Origin of the sequence: Paraburkholderia sp. CI3, assembly GCF_050436505.1 — a bacterium.
GTDB classification, from domain to species: Bacteria; Pseudomonadota; Gammaproteobacteria; order Burkholderiales; family Burkholderiaceae; genus Paraburkholderia; species Paraburkholderia tuberum.
Genome location: NZ_JBNDMI010000004.1, coordinates 1,648,759 through 1,666,968 on the forward strand (window position 1 = coordinate 1,648,759; position 18,210 = coordinate 1,666,968).

Here is an 18,210-nt window from a genome sequence, read left to right on the forward strand (position 1 = left end):
GATTTTCAAAGCGCTTCGCGCGCGGTGCGTCGATCCGCACAGGTTAGCCGCTGCGCTCTTCCGTCAAGCATATGGCGCAGGCAAAAAGGCCCCGCAAGCGCTCATGCTTTCACGAGCCTTTGCGGAGCCTTTTCGCGGAGCTTTCGGTGTGGGTCGGCGTGTCGGCGCGCCGCTCAGTACGTCTCCAGATGCAGCCGCCCTTCCCGCTTCAGCTTCGCCCACAACGCTTCCCAATCGATCTGATGCTGCTCGCCGATATCCTTGAGCGCCTGCAGCACACCGTCCTCCATGCCCTTGAGGCCGCACACGTAGATATAGGTGTTGTCGTCCTTCAGCAGGTTCGCGACGTCGGCCGAACGTTCGCGCATTGCGTCCTGCACGTAGCGCTTCGCCTGTCCCGGGGTGCGCGAAAACGCGAGCGTGGTGTCGATGAAATCCTTCGGCAGATTCGTCAGCGGTCCAAAGTACGGCAGCTCCTCCTTGGTACGCGCGCCGAAGAACAGCATCAGCTTGCCGGTCGCGCCTTTGAGGCGCTTGCGGCGGCGATACTCGGTCATCGCGCGCATCGGCGCGGAACCGGTGCCCGTGCAGATCATCAGCAGATGCGAGTTCGGATGATTCGGCATCAGGAAGGTGCTGCCGAACGGACCGATCACGTTGACCACGTCGCCCTTCTTCAGATCGCACAGATAGTTCGAGCACACGCCGTCGATCGCGTCGCCGTGCTGCTGCGACACCCGCTTCACCGTCAGCGACACGTTGTTATAGCCGGGCCGCTCGCCATCGCGCGGACTCGCGATCGAGTACTGGCGCGCGTGATGCACGCGGCCGTCGGCGGCAGCTCCCGGCGGCAGAATGCCGATCGACTGGCCTTCGAGCACCGGAAACGGCATCGAGCCGAAATCGAGCACGATGTGATGGATGTCGCTCGACGTCGCGCTGTCGGTGAGCCGGTAGTTGCCGACCACCGTCGCGGTGGTCGGCGCCTTATGCGTGTAGAGATTCACGTACGGCTTCGCGGCCGACCACGGCGGCACGACCGCGCCGCGCACGGTATCCACTTCGATGCCGTCCGCTTCGGCGGCGCTGTCGCCCGCGGTGGACGCGGCCACCGGTTCTTCAGCCGGCACCGCCATCGTGTTCTGCTCCGGCAACACGTCCCACGTAAACTGCTCGTCGATCGAATACGCGTCGGCCTTCAGCACGGTGCGCCAGTTGTCGATCGCGCCGGTCGGGCACGGCGGCACGCAGGCCATGCAGCCGTTGCAGACATCGGCCTTCACGACGTAGTTGTTGTCGTCGTGCGTGATCGCATCGACCGGACAGGTCTCTTCGCAGGTATTGCAGCGAATGCAGATCTCCGGATCGATCAGATGCTGCCGCAGAACTTCGACCGATACTGGCCCGTTCATGACTTCCTCGCCTGCTTCAGTTGAAGCGCACGTATTCGAAATCGACCGGCTGACGGTTCACGCCCATCGCGGGCGGCGCGATCCAGTTCGCGAACTTGCCCGGCTCGGCGACGCGGCCCATCAGCGAGGCGACGAACGCGCGGTCTTCAGGCGTGGCGAGCCAGTTCGCTTCGTTGGCGGCCCATTCGGCTTCGCTGAGCACGCGGCCGTCCGGCGACACCCGCGTGCCGGCGAACGTGCCGATCTGCCGGTTGAACGCCTTGTGCGGCACCGTCATGCGAAAGTCGACGCCGGCCTTCTCGAGCACCTTGTTCCAGCGCCCAACGCCGGCAACCGAGTCCTTGATGTAATCGTCGCGCAGCACTTCGTTCATCGCGTTGAGCATCGGCACTTCGCGCTCGACGAGCTTGCCGTCCTGCACGTCGAGCAGCTTGTAAGCATGCTCGTTCAGGCGATGATCGTCGTCGCGCTTGCCTTCCTCGTAGCGGCCCTTCAGACCCGAGCTATAGAACGTCGCCGCGTTCGACGAATGATCGGCGCCGAACAGGTCGATCGTGACCGAGTAATGGAAGTTCAGATAGCGCTGGATGGTCGGCAGATCGATCACGCCGGCCGCGCGGATCTTCGCGACGTCGTCGGTGCCGAGTTCGTTCATCACCTGAGCGGTGCGCTGGATCACGCGCGACACGCCCGATTCGCCGACGAACATATGATGCGCTTCCTCGGTCAGCATGAACTTCGTCGTGCGCGCGAGCGGATCGAAGCCCGACTCCGCGAGCGCCGACAACTGGAACTTGCCGTCGCGGTCGGTGAAGTACGTGAACATGTAGAACGCGAGCCAGTCCGGCGTTTTCTCGTTGAACGCGCCGAGAATGCGCGGGTTGTCCTCGTCGCCGGAGCGGCGGCCGAGCAAGGCTTCGGCTTCCTCTCGACCGTCGCGGCCGAAGTAGCGATGCAGCAGGTACACCATCGCCCACAAGTGGCGGCCTTCCTCGACGTTGACCTGGAACAGGTTGCGCAGATCGTACAGGGACGGCGCGGTCAAACCGAGGTGACGCTGCTGCTCGACCGAGGCCGGTTCCGTATCGCCCTGCGTGACGATGATGCGGCGCAGGTTCGCGCGATGCTCGCCGGGCACGTCCTGCCACGCGGCTTCGCCCTTGTGCTCGCCGAAGTGGATCGTGCGATCCTGCTCGCCCGGCGTGAGGAAAATGCCCCAGCGGTACTCGGGCATCTTCACGTAGTCGAAGTGCGCCCAGCCGCCCGCATCGACGCTGACCGCGGTGCGCAGATACACGTCGTACCCGTGCGAGCCTTCCGGGCCCATGTCGCCCCACCATGACAGAAAGTTCGGCTGCCATTGTTCGAGTGCGCGTTGCAGCGCGCGGTCGTCGGCGAGGTTGACGTTGTTCGGAATCTTTTCGCTGTAGTTGATCGAGGACATGGTCGGTTCCCTGGGTCAATTCCCTGTTCGGAAGCTGCAGTGGCGAGAGGCGCGTATCGGCAGGCGGCGTCGTTTAGTCGGAGTGAGCGCGGCGCATCTCACACGCGCGACACATCGAATTGCGCCTTGCTGCCCTTGCCGTACACCTTGAGCGCACCCTTCTCGCCCACTGCGTTCGGCCGGTTGAAGATCCAGTTCTGCCAGGCGGTGAGACGGCCGAAAATGCGCGTCTCCATCGTCTCCGGCCCATTGAAGCGCAGATTCGCTTCGAGGCCGGTCAAGGCATCGGGCGACATCGCCGCGCGTTCTTCGAGCGCGATGCGGATTTCGTCGGCCCAATCGATATCGTCAGGCGACGCGGTGACGAGACCGAGGCGCTCCGCGTCGAGCGCCTTGACCGGCTGGCCGATCAGCGCGCGCGCCGCGTCGAGCGGCTCGGCTTCCTCGTAGAAGCGCCGCGCGAGCCGCGACTGATGCGTCACCATCGGATACAGGCCGAAGTTGACTTCCGACAGCGTGATCGCCGGCTCCCCGTCCTCGTTGTCGGGCAGCGCGGCCATGTAGATGCGATCGGCGGCGAACGCGAGTTCCGCGAACGTGCCGGCGAAGCATGAACCCGGCTCGATCAGCGTGAAGATGGAGCGCGACGACACGTCGAGGCGCGCGAGCGTGCGGCGCAGCATGCCGATCGTTTCGCGCACGAACCAGTGATCCCGGTGCTGCAGCAGCGTCGCATCGACCGCGAGCAGGTGGCGCGCGTCGCCTTCGGTCTTGAACACCCAGGTGCCGATGTCGAGCGCGTTGGTGCGCATCGAGAGGATCGCGTCGTCGAGTTCGCGGGCGAATTGCAGCGGCCACCAGTTGGCGCCGGCCGCGGCGATCGCGGCGATGCCGGTCGGTTGCTCGGTCTGTGGCGCGCGCGCGGTGAAGGTCGCCACACGTTTCGCGCGATCGATCGTGACGTCGACCGTCTGATAGCTGAGGCCAGCTTCGCGATCCGTGCGTTCGATGCGCGTGAGCGCGACGCCCGGCGCTCCGGCCGGACGATCGCTGTGCGCGCCGAGTTCGAGCGCGCGCGCCTGAATGGCCTGCTCGAACTGGTTCGGCTTCACGACTTCGTCGACGAGACGCCAGGCCTTCGCGCGTTCGCCGCGCACGCCCTCGACCACCGTGCAGAAGATATCCGCGCGATCGTGGCGCACCTTGCGCTTATCGGTCACGCGCGTGAGTCCGCCGGTGCCGGGCAGCACGCCGAGCAGCGGCACTTCCGGCAGCGACACCGAAGAGGAACGATCGTCGATCAGATAGATTTCATCGCAGGCGAGCGCGAGTTCATAGCCGCCGCCCGCGCACGCGCCGTTCACCGCGGCGAGAAACTTGAGCCCCGAATGGCGCGACGAATCTTCGAGCCCGTTGCGGGTTTCGTTCGTGAATTTGCAGAAGTTGACCTTCCACGCGTGCGATGACAGCCCCAGCATGAAGATATTCGCGCCCGAGCAGAACACCCGGTCCTTCAGGCTCGTCACCACCACCGTGCGGACTTCCGGATGCTCGAAGCGAATGCGCTGAATCGCGTCGTGCAGCTCGATGTCGACGCCGAGATCATACGAATTGAGCTTCAGCTTGTAGCCGCCGCGAATGCCGCCGTCCTCGGCGATGTCGACGCCGAGCGTCGCGACCGGACCGTTGAAGCTGAGCTTCCAATGCTTGTACTGCGACGGCTCGGTGCGATAGTCGACCGGCGCGGCCTGAGCAATGGCGGTGGGTGCTGTGGACATGGGGCGTCTCCTGACTGGACGATGCAATCTGTTTTTTGAACAATAGTGCATCGTCGTACCAGCGTAAAGCACTTTAGTGCATTTTTACGGGGAAACCCTGGCGCCCGCGATCGGTCAGTTCACGCGCGCCTCGTCGGGGACTTCCGCCGCGAGCCGCGCGGCGAGACGGTCGCGCAACTGCAGGTACGCATCGGCGAGCGTCTTTTCGCTGGTGTCGAACGACATGTCCGCGCGTCCGTACAGCTCGGCGCGCCCGGCGAGGATGCGCTTCAGGTCGTCCATCGCCTCGCGGTTGCCGGACATCGGCCGCAGATCGCCTTGCGCGACGACGCGGCGCATATGTTCCTCGGGCGTCGCCTGCAACCACACGGTGAAGCAGTGCGACAGCAGCACGTTGAACGTGCCCGCTTCCGACACGAGCCCGCCCGGCGACGCGATCACCGCGTGCGGATGCTCGTGGATCACCGCCTCGAGCGCGCGTTGCTCGTAGCGTCGATACGCGCTCGCGCCGTACAGCGAATGAATCTCCGACGGCGGACAGCCCGCGAGCTGTTCGATCACGCGCGTGAGCTCGATGAACGGCACCTTGCGCTCCTGCGCGAGCATGCGCCCGAGCGTCGACTTACCCGCGCCGCGCAGGCCGATCAGCGCGATGCGGTCCTTGCGGTGTGGGTCGCGCGGCGCCTGCGCGAACATCTCGGCGAGCGCGATGCGCGCGCGCTGCAGTGCCGCCTGGTCGCGCCCCCGCAGCAACTCGCGGATCAGCAGCCATTCGACGGACGCGGTGGTTTCGTCGCCGATCACCTCGGCGAGCGAGCAGTTCAGCGTGGCCGCGAGCTGCCGCAGCACCAGCACCGACGCATTGCCGACGCCCGATTCGAGGTTCGCCAGATGCCGCTCCGACAAACCGGTTTCGGCCGCCAGCGTCTTGCGCGTCATGCCGCGGCGCGCGCGCAGCAAACGCACACGCTCGCCCATCGCGGTCAGGAACGGATCGCGTTCTTCGCGCTCGCCGCCACGTTCGGCCGTGCGTTCACCCGCGCGCCCGGTGCGTTCGGCGCGGGCCGCGCCGTCGTCGGTTTCGTCCAACGGTGCGGGAGGGTACTTTTGATTCATGTTTTGCGACCTCGTGACTACGATACATGTACTATAGTGCTTGACACGCACCAAGTGAACGGTTTAATTTTCGCCAAAAGCTGATCCAATCACAAACACAGTCGCGCGCCGCCTTGGCATTCCGGCCGCGTCACGGAGACGGCGCCGCAATACGCATGCACCCAAGTTCCGGTGGCCGGCGATCCGGCGGCCGGCGACCCGGCGGCCGGCCTGCGTGAGCGCGCTTCTGGAGGCTCGCATGTCCCCACAGGAATTCCAGCGCCTGATCGCAGGCGTCACTGTGCAACTCGCCGGGCGGCCGCTCGACGCCGCGCTCGCGGACTGGCTGAACGACACCTGGCCCGCCAGCAGCCCCACCTTTCACGAACTCGCGAACGCATGCCGCAGCGGCGTCGCCGAAGGCTGGCTGTGCAACCGCGAGGCCGGCGGCATCCGCTACGGCCGCATCTTCAAGGCGCTGCCCGACACGCACGGCTTTTCCGTCGACGTCGTCGACATGCAGGACATTGCCGGGCCGCACCACGTCCATCCGCACGGCGAGATCGATCTGATCATGCCCGTCACCGACGGCGCGACGTTCGACGGCCATCCGGCCGGCTGGTGCGTGTACGGCCCCGGCTCGGCGCATCGTCCGACCGTCGCGAACGGCCGGGCGCTGGTGCTGTATCTGCTGCCGCAAGGGGCGATCGAATTCACGCGCGCGTGAGCCGCGAACAGATCACGATCACACAAGAGCCGGACCGTGTCCACGGATGGAGGAGACATATGGAAGCCCTGCTGGAAACGAGCGCACGCGAGCCGGTTGCGCCGCCGCCCCCGCTGTTCAACTTCGCGAGGCATCTGTTCCAGTTGAACGAAGCGCGCGCGGGCAAAGTCGCCTATATCGACGACGACGGCGCGACGACCTACGGCGAACTCGAACAGCGCGCGCGGCGCTGCGCCAGCGCACTACGTGCGCTCGGCGTGCATCCCGAGGAACGCGTGCTGCTCGTGATGCTCGACACCGTATCGCTGCCGGTCGCATTTCTCGGCGCGCTTTACGCCGGTATCGTGCCGGTCGTCGCGAACACCTTGCTGAGCGCCGCCGACTATACGTACATGCTGACGCACAGCCACGCGCGAGCGGTGATCGTATCGGAACCGTTGCTACCTAACGTGACGGAGGCGCTGAGCAGCATCGACGACGACGGCTGCCAACCGATCGTCTCGCAGCCTCACGCCTGCACCGAAGCGCCGCTCGGGGCGCCCCGCTTCGAAACGCTGGTCGACACCGCGCTACCCGCCGTCAAAGGCTGTGCAAGCAACGCGGACGACATCGCGTTCTGGCTCTATTCGTCGGGCTCGACCGGCAAGCCGAAAGGCACCGTCCATACGCACGCGAATCTGTACTGGACCGCCGAGCTGTATGCGAAGCCGGTGCTCGGCATCGTCGAGAGCGACGTGGTGTTTTCGGCGGCGAAACTGTTCTTTGCATATGGGCTCGGCAACGCGCTGACGTTTCCGCTGTCGGTCGGCGCGACCGCGATCCTGATGGCCGAGCGTCCGACCGCCGAGGCGATTTTCGCGCGCCTCGTCCGGCACCGCCCGACCGTGTTCTACGGCGTGCCGACCTTGTACGCGAACATGCTGGTGTCGCCCAACCTGCCCGCGCGCGCCGACGTCGCGATCCGCGTGTGCGCGTCGGCCGGCGAGGCGTTGCCACGCGACGTCGGCGAACGCTTCACCGCGCACTTCGGCGTCGAGATTCTCGATGGCATCGGCTCGACGGAAATGCTGCACATCTTCATGTCGAATCGCGCGGGCGAAGTCGAATACGGCACGACCGGGCGCCCCGTGCCGGGCTACGAAGTCGAGTTGCGCGACGAAGCCGGGCGGCCGGTGCCCGATGGCGAAGTCGGCGATCTGTTCATCAAGGGGCCGAGCGCGGCGCTGATGTACTGGAGCAATCGCGAGAAAACGCGCGCGACGTTTCTCGGCGAATGGATCAGAAGCGGCGACAAATATCGGCGTCTCACGAACGGCTGCTATGTCTACGCGGGCCGCAGCGACGACATGCTGAAAGTGAGCGGCCAATATGTGTCGCCGGTCGAGGTCGAGATGGTGCTCGTCGCGCATCCGGCGGTGCTCGAAGCGGCGGTGGTCGGTGTCGAGCATGGCGGGCTCGTGAAAACGCGCGCGTTCGTCGTGCTCAAGCGCGACTTCATGCCGTCCGACCTGCTCGCTGAGGAACTGAAGACCTTCGTCAAGGAACGGCTCGCGCCGCACAAGTACCCGCGCGATATCGTGTTCACCGACGATCTGCCGAAGACCGCCACCGGCAAGATTCAACGCTTCAAGCTACGCGAACAGTCATAGGTGATTCATTGATGCAGAACCGAGGTACCGCCCCTGCCACTTCCTCCGCGAGTGCCGCCAGCCGCCTTGCCGAACTGCCGGCGAGCGCGTCGCATGGACCGCTGCGCATCGAGTACCGCTGGGTCAACGAGCAGGCGAATGCTCAGCAGGACGATTCGCCGATCGCGGTATTCCTGCACGAAGGTCTCGGCTCGATCGCGATGTGGCGCGACTGGCCGCAGACGTTGTGCGCGCGACTCGGCATGCGCGGGCTCGTCTATTCGCGGCCAGGCTACGGACTCTCGACAGCGCGTGCGCCTGACGACAAATGGCCGGTCGATTTCATGACCGCCCAGGCGCGCGACATCCTCCCCACCCTGCTCGACGCGCTCGATATCGACCTGCGCCAACGCCAACGCATGTGGGTGATCGGTCATAGCGACGGCGGCTCGATCGCGCTGCTGTATGCGGCGCTGTACCCCGATGCGCTCGCGGGCGCGGTCGTGATCGCGCCGCACGTATTCGTCGAAGACATCTCGGTGCAAAGCATCGCCCAAACGAAGCAGCTTTACGAAACCACCGATCTGCGCGCGAAGCTCGCCCGCTATCACGCGGACGTCGATTCCGCGTTCTACGGCTGGAACGATATCTGGCTCGACCCTGCGTTCAGGCGGTGGTCGATCGTCGAGGCGCTCGCGCCGATCCGTCGACCACTGCTCGCGATCCAGGGCCACGACGACAACTACGGCACGATGGCGCAGATCGACACGATCGCCGCGCGCGTGCCGCACGCGCAACTCGTGAAGCTCGACGCATGCGGACACTCGCCGCATCGCGACGCGCCCGCCGCACTCAACGACGCCATCGCGGCATTCGTGCGCGCACAACGATAAGCGGCGCCCGTCTGTTACCGATACTTCATAAAAATTACACGGATCGCCGATTATGCTGCTGCATCGCTGACCTCGGCACATCGATTGCGAGGCATCCCTTCCCCGCCCGGAGACAGTGCCATGTCCTTCGTGTCGAAGCCGAGTCGTGCGCCCCGTCGCAAACGTTTGACGGGTGCCATCGCGGTGATCGCGCTGTGCGCGCTAGCGGGAGCGTGCAGCGACGACGCCCCGCCCGCCAGCACGAATACGATCAGTTCAACCGAATCATTCCGCCGCTGATCCCGGCGACCCATCGATCGCCCCGCCGCCGGCCGACTCCGCGCCGCCGACGCTGACGATCCAGACACCGGCGGCACCCGCATCCGAAGCCGGCACGGCGCTGTCCGCCACCTCGCCGCCGCTGGCCAGCCCCGTCATCCATACCGTCGATTGAGAATCGCGCCGCGCGCGGCGGCTAGCCTGCCTTCGCGCGTCCGACGCAGCATCGCCGTTTCAGTACCGCAATTTGTCGTCCCCGTGCCTTTCTCCTCCACCGAAGATCAAAGCCACCACCGCCCCAACCATGACCTCAAACAATCGTCGTGATTTTCTGCGCTCGGCCGCGCAAGCCGCCGGTTCCTTCACCGCGTTGAGCATGCTGCCGCCGGGCATCCGCAATGCGCTCGCGATTCCGGCCAACAACCGGACCGGCACGATCCGCGACGTCGAGCACATCGTCGTGCTGATGCAGGAGAACCGTTCGTTCGACCACTACTTCGGCACCCTCAAAGGCGTGCGCGGCTTCGGCGACACGCGCGCGATCAACCTCGCGAACGGCCAGCCGGTGTGGTATCAGCCGCAAACCGCCGACGCCAGCGGTGCCAGCTACGTGCTGCCGTTCCGTCCGGGCGCGCCGAACCTCGGCCTGCAATTCCTGCAGGATCTCGCGCACGACTGGGGCTCCACGCACGCCGCATGGAACGGCGGCCGCAACGATCAGTGGGTACCGTCGAAAGGCGCGACCACGATGGCCTACCTGACGCGCGACGACATCCCGTTCCACTATCAGCTCGCCGACGCATTCACGATCTGCGACGCCTACCACTGCTCGCTGATGGGTCCGACCGATCCGAACCGCTACTACATGTGGAGCGGCTGGGTCGGCAACGACGGCAGCGGCGGCGGTCCCGTGATCGACAATTCGGAACTCGGCTACGGCTGGTCGACCTTCCCCGAAGTGCTGCAGAACGCGGGCATCTCGTGGAAGATCTATCAGGACATCGGCACCGGGCTCGACGCGAACGATTCGTGGGGCTGGACGAAGAACGCGTACATCGGCAACTACGGTGACAACTCGCTGCTGTATTTCAATCAGTACCGCAACGCGCAGCCGGGCAACCCGCTATACGACAACGCGCGGACCGGCACCAACGCGGCCAACGGCGACGGCTACTTCGACATTCTGAAGCGCGACGTGCAGAACGGCACGCTGCCGCAGGTGTCGTGGATCGTCGCGCCCGAAGCGTACAGCGAGCATCCGAACTGGCCGACCAACTACGGCGCGTGGTACATCGATCAGGTGCTGCAGATCCTCACGTCGAACCCGGACGTGTGGAGCAAGACCGTGCTGCTGATCAACTACGACGAAAACGACGGCTTCTTCGATCACATCGCCGCACCGTTCGCGGCCGCGTCGAGCGCGAACGGTCTGTCGACCGTCGACATCACGCACGAAATCTATGCGGGCGACGCGAAGAACGTCGCCGGGCCGTACGGGCTCGGACCGCGCGTGCCGATGCTGGTGGTCTCGCCGTGGTCCAAAGGCGGCTACGTGTGCTCGGAAGTGTTCGACCATACGTCGGTGATCCGCTTCATCGAAAAGCGCTTCGGCCAGCAGCACAATCTCGGCGAATCGAACATCACGCCGTGGCGTCGCGCGGTGTGCGGCGATCTGACCTCCGCGTTCAACTTCGCGAATCCGAACGCGTCGGTGCCGTCGCTGCCGGGCACGAGCGGCTACGTGCCGCCCGACCAGAACCGTCACCCGGACTACGTGCCGCAACCGCCGACGGTGCAGACGGTGCCGAAGCAGGAAGCGGGCGTGCGCCCGGCGCGCGCGTTGCCGTACGAACTGTTCGTGCGCGTCGACGAAGGCTCGAACGGCAAGCTGACGATGCGCTTCGTCAACACGGGCCGCGCGGGCGCGGTGTTCCTCGTGTACGCGGCCAATAGCGCCGACGCGCCGCGCAGCTATACCGTCGAAGCGGGCAAGCATCTGCAGGACGCGCTGCTGCTCAACGCCGACGGCAGCTACGACTTCAGCGTGCACGGGCCGAACGGCTTCCTGCGCCGCTTCGCGGGCCAGGTGGTCGCACGGAACTGGTGGAAAGGTTCGGACACCGCACGGCCGGCCGTCGCCGACGGCTACGATGTCGCGAACGGCAATCTGCAACTGCGGCTCGAAAACGTCGGCAGCGCGCGTTGCCAGTTCACGATCGTCAACGCGTACGACGCGAGCCATGTGATCAAGCATTCGGTACGCGGCGGCGACACCGACAATCTGTACCTCGATCTGCGCAAAGCATACGGCTGGTACGATCTCGCGATCACCGTCGATACGGACCCGACGTTCGCGCGCCGCATCGCCGGTCATGTCGAGACGGCAAACAACAGCATGAGCGATCCGGCGCTGGGCGGCTGAGCGTCGTCGCTGTAACCCAACGCTGCAAAAGCAACGGCCGCTGGCTCTTCGAGCACAGCGGCCGTTTTTCATCCAGCTCTCGAACGCAAGCCCGCCATCGCGCGCGCGTCTACGATTCGAAATCGAGCCCGCCGATCAACGTAACCGGCTCACCCTGCGTGTGCGTGGAGAAATCGAGTTCGCGCGCCTGGGTCCACGCATTGAGCTTGCGCGGCAGCGCGGCCAGATATCTGGCGAAACGCGTCGCGCCCTGCTCGCCCATCAGCCTTTCTATTTCGTCGCTGTCCCAGGTCAGATACAGATTCAACGGATGCGGGTAATGACCGAGCTCATCGAGCGGCGTGGCGTGAATCCGCACGCGGGTGGGCTGACCCTGTTCGCCATGCGGCAACACGTCGGTGTGCACGGTCTTGGCGATACACGCGGCGATCGCCTCGGCAATGCGCGGCGCGAACTCCTGGTCGAAACGCATTGCACTCTCGGGGCGCATCCAATCTCTCCGCTGTGATTCCCATCGTGGGTTGGTCATCGTAGCAGACTCAGTTTTTCGCCGGTGAGATCGCGTCCGGACCGTGCGTCACCGCCTCGCGCAGCGTCTTGCGGATCACCTTGCCGGTGGCCGTCATCGGCAGGCTTTCGAGGAAGCGAATCTCGCGCGGATATTCGTGCGCGGCCAGACGCGTCTTCACGTGCTGCTGGATCTCGCGCACGAGTGCATCGTCGCCGACGAAACCCGCTTTCAGCACGACGAACGCCATCACGATTTCGGTGCGCTCGCGATCGGGGGCGCCGACCACGGCCGCCATCGCGACGGCCGGATGACGCAGCAGCGAATCCTCGATCGACGCCGGTCCAATCCGGTAACCGGCGCTCGTGATCACGTCGTCGCCACGACCGACGAAGCGAATGAAGCCGTCCGCGTCGCGCGTGCCGAGATCGCCGGTCAGCAGAAACCTGCCGCGGAATTTGTCGTTGGTGGCCGCAACGTTGCGCCAGTAGCCGAGAAACATCACCGGATCGGGCGCGGCCACCGCGATATCGCCGATCGCGCCGGGCGGCAGTTCGTTGCCGGCGGCATCGACGATCGCGACATGGTGCCCCGGCACCGCGCGCCCGATCGCGCCGAAGCGCGGCTCGAACAGCGCCGCGCACGACGACACCACGACGTTGCACTCGGTCTGCCCGTAGAACTCGTTGATCGTCGTGCCGAGTGCGTCGCGCCCAGAGCCGATCAGTTCCTCGCCCAGCGATTCGCCGCCGCTCGCGACCGATTGCAACGCGAGACGCAGATGAGCGGGCCGCTCGACGCCGCGCATCATCTTCAGCGCGGTCGGCGGTAGAAACGCATGGGAGACCGCGTGACGCGCGAGCAGATCGAACGCGGCGTGGCCGTCGAATTTCGCAAAACGGCGCGCCAGCACCGCGACACCGTGATGCCACGATGGCAGCAGCACGTCGAACAGACCGCCGATCCACGCCCAGTCCGCGGGCGTCCACATCAGCGTCGCGCGCGCGGGAAAGCCCTGCTGCGACATCTCGACGCCGGGCAGGTGCCCGAGCAAAGCGCGATGCCCGTGCAACGCGCCCTTCGGTTTTCCGGTCGTGCCCGACGTATAGATGATGATCGCCGGATCGTCCGCGGCGGTGTCGGCCGGCGTGAACTCGGCGCAAGCGCCATTCAACGCCTGCCAGAACGACCGCACGGGCGCGTCCGATGCTTCGTCATCCTGCTCGATATCGACACTGAACACGTGTCGCAACTCGGGCAGCGCGCCGCGAATTTCGTCGATCTTTTGCACGCCGGCGTGATCGGTGATCAGCGCGACCGCAGCGCTGTCGCCGAGCCGATGCTCGATCGCGTCCACGCCGAACAGCGCGAACAGCGGCACCGCGACCATGCCGGCCTTGTAAGCCGCGAGATGCGCGATGGCCGTTTCGATCGATTGCGACAGAAAGATGCCGATGCGCTCGCCGCGCCGCGCGCCCGCCGCGAGCAGCGCATTGGCGAAGCGGTCGGACAGGGCTTTCAGTTCGTCGAACGTATAGCGGGTCGCGCGGCCGTCGGCGTCTTCGTAGATTAGCGCGAGACGCCCCGAGCCATCGGCCCACTTGTCGCATGTGTCGACGCCGATGTTGTAGCGCGGTGGAATACGCCACGCGAATCTGGCCGTGAGCGAATCGTAAGTCTCGCCGTCGAGGTTCATCGGGTCTCCTGGATATCGTCGTTGTCGCTGCATGGCGTGATGCATGGTCCGTCGCTTGCTGCCTCTGCGCGCATGGCCGGTGTTCCGCAGTTTAGCCCACGACCTTGCGCACTCAGTTGATGCATTGCCGTGCGCAACTGAATTCGCCAGATACGACATAGTCCCGCTCATAATCGCCGACTCGTTGCGCTGAACTCAATGTTTTGCGACAACTCCTTGCGATTCAAGCCCTTTACATCTGACCTGTGCCGTGCCCGTCCAGGATCGTTACACAGGTTCGGCGCGCATGTTGCGCCGCACGATCGCTACCGGATGACATATGCGCAAGGCAAGGTTTGCATCGTTCTGGCATGGCCCGGAACTTTCTCCCTACGAGATCGCCTGTCTGAATTCGTTTCACGCTGTACGGCAGCGAGGTCGCGCTCTATAGCTACGAGCCGATCGACACTCTGCCGCCCGGCGTGATCGCGAAGGACGCGACCACGATACTGCCGCGCGACTCGCTGAACGACTTCCCGATTCACGGCGTGCCGTCGATGCAGCATTTCACCGACTATTTCCGCTTCGTGATGTTCACGAAGACCGATGAGATCTGGGTCGATACCGACATGCTGCTGCTACGCGATTTCGATCTCAACGTCAAGGGCGATCTGATCGGCCGGGAAACCCAGTCGAGCATCTGTAATGCGATTCTGAGGCTCGATCTGGATCAGCCGCGCTTGCACGAGGCGATCGAACGGGTCGAAGCGATGAAAGGCCGGGCACTGAAGTGGGGCGACACCGGCCCGCGTCTGCTGACCGCCATCTACGGCGTGAAGGCCGGTCTTCCCGAAAGCCTGTTCTATCCGGTGCACTTCAACGATTACTACAAGGTGTTCCTGCCGCGCTATTTCGACGAGTGCGCGGCGCTCTGTTCCAATGCGTACACGCTACCGGGTGGTCAAGATGGGCCTGTTCAAGCGCATCGGCCCCCCGTTGGGTCGCTCCTGCACCACGTGTTCGAGCAAACCGGCGCCAACACGCTGTTTCGCGAGTTTTATCCGGCGAGCGTGATGCAGGCGATGATCGACAACGCGGTGGAGAAAGTCGGTAGCGACGAAGGCGTGCGCAAGCTGCTGCGGGTCGGCGTGCCGATGGTCACGACGGCCATCGCGCGCAGACTTGGCGCCTGAGTTCGCAGCTTCAGTTCGCGCCGCCCCTGCCCGAGCCCTGCGCCTGCTCCAGCACGAAGTCGATGAACGTCGCCGCCGCGCGCGTGTGATGCCGATTCGGCATGTACAGCATGTACATGTGCGTGCCGAAGATGCTGAGCCGCCAGGCATCGAGCGCGGTCAGCACGGCGCCGAGCTTCAGATCGTCCTGCACCACGTAGTCGGGCACGAGTCCGACACCGAGACCGGCCAGGACCGCCTGGCGCAAAAATAGAAAGTTTTCCGAAATAATCGTCGGTTCGAGCAGGACTTCATGACGCTCGTCGCGCAAATACGCGGCGAGCCGCAACTGCTTGCCGATCACGGCCGCGGTAATCAGCGGCGCGGTGCGCAGGTCGTCGAGCGTCGCGGGCATGCCGTGTGTCCGCGCGAATTCGGGGGATGCGCAGGCCACGTACCGGACTGTCCCCATATCCCGCGCGACGAGGTTTTGCGGCGGCTCCGACATCACGCGCACCGCAATGTCGATCTCGTCGCGCATCAGATCCTCGACACGGTTCTCGAACATCACATCGAGCACGATACCCGGATACAGCCGCTTGAACGCGATCAGCCAGCCGGACATCACGAGCTGGCCATAGCCGCTCGGCACGCTGAGCCGCACGCGCCCCTGCAGGCTCTGGCCCAGTGTCGTCACCGACTCGCGCGCGGCCAGCAGCGCGTTGCGGATCGTGCGGCCGTGCTCGTAGAGCCGCAGACCGATCTCGGTCGGCTCGACGCGACGCGTGGTGCGTCGCACCAATTGCAGGCCGACCGAACGCTCGAGCTGATTCAGGTGATAGCTGACGTTCGCGCGGCTCATCTTGAGCCGGCGTGCCGCTTCGCTCAGATTGCCGGCGTCGAGGATGTCGACGAGCAGGGTCAGCGAGTTGACGTCCATCGCCCAGCCTTTGTCAAAATAATTTTGACAGTCTGTCAATCAACGGTGTCATTGTCAATGAACGTTGACCACTCCAGAATGGGACGATCCGGCGCGCCTCGCCATCCTCAAACGGAGACACCTACCGATGACCCTTTCCTCCTCAGCCGACGTCGTCACGCGCGAATTGCACGGCAAGGTCCTGCTCGTCACGATCGACCACGCGCCGGTCAACGCGCTATCGGCCGACGTGCGGCGCGGCCTGCTGGCCGCGATCGAAGCCGCCGACGCCGACCGCGCGGTCGAAGCCGTGCTGATCGTCGGCGCGGGGCGCAACTTCATCGCCGGTGCCGATCTTCGCGAGTTCGGCAAGCCGCCGGTGCCGCCTTCGCTGCCGGACGTGTGCAATCGCATCGAGGCATGCACGAAACCCGTGATTGCCGCGCTGCATGGCGCCGCGCTCGGCGGCGGGCTCGAAGTGGCGCTCGCCGCGCATTACCGGATCGCCGTCGACGGCGCGAAGCTCGGCCTGCCCGAAGTGCAGCTGGGTCTGCTGCCTGGCGCGGGCGGCACGCAACGCACGCCGCGTCTGATCGGCGCGCCGGCGGCGCTCGACCTGATGCTGAGCGGCCGTCACGCGAGCGCGAAGGAGGCGCTCGCGCTCGGCCTCGTCGACCGTCTCGGCGACAGCGGCGACATCCTCGCCGAAGGGCTCGCCTACGCGCACGAGCTGCTCGCCGCGCACGCGCCGGTACGCCGCACGCGCGACGCCGCCGCATTGATCGATCGCGCCGCGAGCCGCGCCGCCGTCGCGAAAGCGCGTGACGAAACCGCGAAGAAAGCGCGCGGCCTGTTCTCGCCGCTGAAAATCGTCGATGCCGTCGAAGCCGCGATCGAACAGCCCTTCGAGGAGGGCTTGAAGCTCGAACGCAAGCTGTTCCTGCAATGCCTCGACAGCCCGCAGCGCGCCGGCCTGGTTCACGCATTCTTCGCCGAGCGCGAAGTGCTGAAGGCGCCCGAAACGCGCGACGCGAAACCGCGCGCGCTCGAGGCGATCGGCGTGATCGGCGGCGGGACGATGGGCGCGGGCATTGCGGTCGCAGTGCTCGACGCGGGGCTGCCCGTCACGCTGATCGAACGCGACGAAGCGGCGCTCGCGCGTGGCCGCGCGCACATCGACAAGGTCTACGACGGGCTGATCGCCAGGGGCCGCCTCACCGCTGAGAAGAAAGCCGCGACCATGGCGCGCTGGAGCGGCAGCACGTCGTACGATGCGCTTGCTCACGCCGACCTCGTGATCGAAGCCGTGTTCGAAGATCTCGACGTCAAAAAGGCCGTATTCGCCGAGCTCGATCGCGTCTGCAAGTCTGGCGCGGTGCTCGCGACCAACACGTCGTATCTGGACATCGACACGATCGCAGCCAGCATCTCGCGCCCCGCCGACGTAATCGGCCTGCACTTCTTCTCGCCCGCCAACATCATGAAGCTGCTCGAAGTCGTGGTGCCGAAGCAGGTCAGCGCCGACGTCGTCGCGACCGCGTTCGAGTTCGCGAAGAAGCTGCGCAAGACGCCGGTGCGCGCCGGCGTGTGCGACGGCTTCATCGGCAATCGCCTGCTTGCCGTGTACCGCGCCGCCGCGGACGCGCTGATGGAAGACGGTGCATCGCCGTATCAGATCGACGCGGCGGTGCGGGCGTTCGGCTTGCCGATGGGCCCGTTTCAGGTGGTCGATCTCGCGGGCGGCGACATCGGCTGGGCGGCGCGCCAACGCCGCGCGGCCACGCGCGACCCGAACGCGCGCTACGTGCAGATCGCCGACCGCCTGTGCGAGCGCGGCTGGTTCGGCCAGAAGACCGGCCGCGGATTCTATCTGTACCCCGAAGGATCGCGCGGCGCCATGCCCGATCCCGAAGTCGAGGCGATCATCGACGCCGAGCGTGCGCGCGCGGGCATCACGCCGCGCAGCTTCACCGACGAGCAGATCATGCGCCGCTATCTGGCCGCGATGATCAACGAAGGCGCGAACGTCGTCCACGAAGGTATCGCGCTGCGCCCGCTCGACGTCGACGTGACCCTGCTGTACGGCTACGGCTTTCCGCGCTACCGCGGCGGTCCGATGAAATACGCGGATAGCGTGGGCCTGCCGACGATTCTCGCCGACATCCGCGAGTTCGCTAAGGAAGACCCGCTGTTCTGGCGGCCGTCGCCGCTGCTCGTCGAACTGGTCGAGCGCGGCGCGGATTTCGCGAGCCTGAACACGACGGCCTGAACCACCACGA

General features: G+C 65.5%; 14 protein-coding genes. 6 read left to right on the forward strand and 8 right to left on the reverse strand.

The annotated features are described in order from the left end of the window. Window positions 1-173: 173 nt before the first annotated feature. The 4 genes from boxA to OKW29_RS28940 all read right to left on the reverse strand — a co-directional run bounded on the left by boxA (window position 174) and on the right by OKW29_RS28940 (window position 5,750). Entirely contained in the window at window positions 174-1,412 is a 1,239-nt protein-coding gene (boxA, locus tag OKW29_RS28925; protein ID WP_429293499.1) for a benzoyl-CoA 2,3-epoxidase subunit BoxA, read from the reverse strand. A 16-nt stretch (window positions 1,413-1,428) separates the two neighbouring features. Further along, the gene (boxB, locus tag OKW29_RS28930) at window positions 1,429-2,856 is read right to left on the reverse strand and encodes a benzoyl-CoA 2,3-epoxidase subunit BoxB (RefSeq protein ID WP_184071075.1); all 1,428 of its coding nucleotides are present in this window, start codon (window positions 2,854-2,856) and stop codon (window positions 1,429-1,431) included. A gap of 98 nt (window positions 2,857-2,954) precedes the next feature. Next, window positions 2,955-4,634: a 2,3-epoxybenzoyl-CoA dihydrolase gene (boxC, locus tag OKW29_RS28935; protein ID WP_429293500.1), complete on the reverse strand. Its 1,680-nt coding sequence runs from the start codon at window positions 4,632-4,634 to the stop codon at window positions 2,955-2,957. Window positions 4,635-4,748: 114 nt separating this feature from the next. Further along, window positions 4,749-5,750, reverse strand: coding sequence for a helix-turn-helix transcriptional regulator (locus OKW29_RS28940; RefSeq protein ID WP_429293501.1), 1,002 nt, complete (start codon window positions 5,748-5,750; stop codon window positions 4,749-4,751). Between the two features lie 238 nt (window positions 5,751-5,988). On the opposite strand from OKW29_RS28940, the gene OKW29_RS28945 reads away from it, so the two are divergent. From OKW29_RS28945 to OKW29_RS28955, 3 genes are read left to right on the forward strand one after another with little or no spacing between them, the layout of a single operon-like run. After that, window positions 5,989-6,456: a DUF4863 family protein gene (locus OKW29_RS28945; protein ID WP_429293502.1), complete on the forward strand. Its 468-nt coding sequence runs from the start codon at window positions 5,989-5,991 to the stop codon at window positions 6,454-6,456. A gap of 59 nt (window positions 6,457-6,515) precedes the next feature. Next, window positions 6,516-8,105: a benzoate-CoA ligase family protein gene (locus tag OKW29_RS28950; protein ID WP_429293503.1), complete on the forward strand. Its 1,590-nt coding sequence runs from the start codon at window positions 6,516-6,518 to the stop codon at window positions 8,103-8,105. An 11-nt stretch (window positions 8,106-8,116) separates the two neighbouring features. Then, window positions 8,117-8,977: an alpha/beta fold hydrolase gene (locus tag OKW29_RS28955; protein ID WP_429293504.1), complete on the forward strand. Its 861-nt coding sequence runs from the start codon at window positions 8,117-8,119 to the stop codon at window positions 8,975-8,977. A 264-nt stretch (window positions 8,978-9,241) separates the two neighbouring features. Here OKW29_RS28955 and OKW29_RS28960 read toward each other — a convergent pair whose 3' ends face one another. Next, window positions 9,242-9,394: a hypothetical protein gene (locus OKW29_RS28960; RefSeq protein ID WP_429293505.1), complete on the reverse strand. Its 153-nt coding sequence runs from the start codon at window positions 9,392-9,394 to the stop codon at window positions 9,242-9,244. A gap of 145 nt (window positions 9,395-9,539) precedes the next feature. Here OKW29_RS28960 and OKW29_RS28965 point away from each other — a divergent pair, with 145 nt between their 5' ends. Beyond that, a complete protein-coding gene (locus OKW29_RS28965; RefSeq protein ID WP_429293506.1) occupies window positions 9,540-11,657 on the forward strand; it encodes a phosphocholine-specific phospholipase C in 2,118 nt (705 codons plus the stop codon). A gap of 109 nt (window positions 11,658-11,766) precedes the next feature. Here OKW29_RS28965 and OKW29_RS28970 read toward each other — a convergent pair whose 3' ends face one another. Both OKW29_RS28970 and OKW29_RS28975 read right to left on the reverse strand, forming a co-directional pair. Beyond that, window positions 11,767-12,147 carry a DUF5594 family protein gene (locus OKW29_RS28970; protein ID WP_090800962.1) on the reverse strand — a complete coding sequence of 127 codons (381 nt, stop codon included), beginning with the start codon at window positions 12,145-12,147 and terminating at the stop codon, window positions 11,767-11,769. A gap of 49 nt (window positions 12,148-12,196) precedes the next feature. Beyond that, the gene (locus OKW29_RS28975) at window positions 12,197-13,861 is read right to left on the reverse strand and encodes an acyl-CoA synthetase (protein WP_429293507.1); all 1,665 of its coding nucleotides are present in this window, start codon (window positions 13,859-13,861) and stop codon (window positions 12,197-12,199) included. A gap of 461 nt (window positions 13,862-14,322) precedes the next feature. Here OKW29_RS28975 and OKW29_RS28980 point away from each other — a divergent pair, with 461 nt between their 5' ends. Beyond that, complete coding sequence (locus OKW29_RS28980) at window positions 14,323-15,033, forward strand: hypothetical protein (protein ID WP_429293508.1); 711 nt, start codon at window positions 14,323-14,325, stop codon at window positions 15,031-15,033. Window positions 15,034-15,043: 10 nt separating this feature from the next. On the opposite strand, the gene OKW29_RS28985 is transcribed toward OKW29_RS28980, so the two are convergent. After that, entirely contained in the window at window positions 15,044-15,952 is a 909-nt protein-coding gene (locus OKW29_RS28985) for a LysR family transcriptional regulator (protein WP_429293509.1), read from the reverse strand. A gap of 127 nt (window positions 15,953-16,079) precedes the next feature. Here OKW29_RS28985 and OKW29_RS28990 point away from each other — a divergent pair, with 127 nt between their 5' ends. Continuing rightward, the gene (locus OKW29_RS28990) at window positions 16,080-18,200 is read left to right on the forward strand and encodes a 3-hydroxyacyl-CoA dehydrogenase NAD-binding domain-containing protein (protein WP_429293510.1); all 2,121 of its coding nucleotides are present in this window, start codon (window positions 16,080-16,082) and stop codon (window positions 18,198-18,200) included. The last annotated feature ends 10 nt before the right edge of the window (window positions 18,201-18,210 follow it).

What these genes read in the sequence shown, in the direction of transcription:
- OKW29_RS28975 (WP_429293507.1), bottom strand. Translation starts at nt 13,861, where the DNA reads ATGAACCTCGACGGCGAGACTTACGATTCGCTCACGGCCAGATTCGCG.
- OKW29_RS28985 (WP_429293509.1), bottom strand. Translation starts at nt 15,952, where the DNA reads ATGGACGTCAACTCGCTGACCCTGCTCGTCGACATCCTCGACGCCGGC.
- OKW29_RS28970 (WP_090800962.1), bottom strand. Translation starts at nt 12,147, where the DNA reads ATGCGCCCCGAGAGTGCAATGCGTTTCGACCAGGAGTTCGCGCCGCGC.
- OKW29_RS28945 (WP_429293502.1), top strand. Translation starts at nt 5,989, where the DNA reads ATGTCCCCACAGGAATTCCAGCGCCTGATCGCAGGCGTCACTGTGCAA.
- OKW29_RS28950 (WP_429293503.1), top strand. Translation starts at nt 6,516, where the DNA reads ATGGAAGCCCTGCTGGAAACGAGCGCACGCGAGCCGGTTGCGCCGCCG.
- OKW29_RS28940 (WP_429293501.1), bottom strand. Translation starts at nt 5,750, where the DNA reads ATGAATCAAAAGTACCCTCCCGCACCGTTGGACGAAACCGACGACGGC.
- boxA (WP_429293499.1), bottom strand. Translation starts at nt 1,412, where the DNA reads ATGAACGGGCCAGTATCGGTCGAAGTTCTGCGGCAGCATCTGATCGAT.
- boxB (WP_184071075.1), bottom strand. Translation starts at nt 2,856, where the DNA reads ATGTCCTCGATCAACTACAGCGAAAAGATTCCGAACAACGTCAACCTC.
- OKW29_RS28960 (WP_429293505.1), bottom strand. Translation starts at nt 9,394, where the DNA reads ATGACGGGGCTGGCCAGCGGCGGCGAGGTGGCGGACAGCGCCGTGCCG.
- OKW29_RS28990 (WP_429293510.1), top strand. Translation starts at nt 16,080, where the DNA reads ATGACCCTTTCCTCCTCAGCCGACGTCGTCACGCGCGAATTGCACGGC.
- boxC (WP_429293500.1), bottom strand. Translation starts at nt 4,634, where the DNA reads ATGTCCACAGCACCCACCGCCATTGCTCAGGCCGCGCCGGTCGACTAT.
- OKW29_RS28955 (WP_429293504.1), top strand. Translation starts at nt 8,117, where the DNA reads ATGCAGAACCGAGGTACCGCCCCTGCCACTTCCTCCGCGAGTGCCGCC.
- OKW29_RS28965 (WP_429293506.1), top strand. Translation starts at nt 9,540, where the DNA reads ATGACCTCAAACAATCGTCGTGATTTTCTGCGCTCGGCCGCGCAAGCC.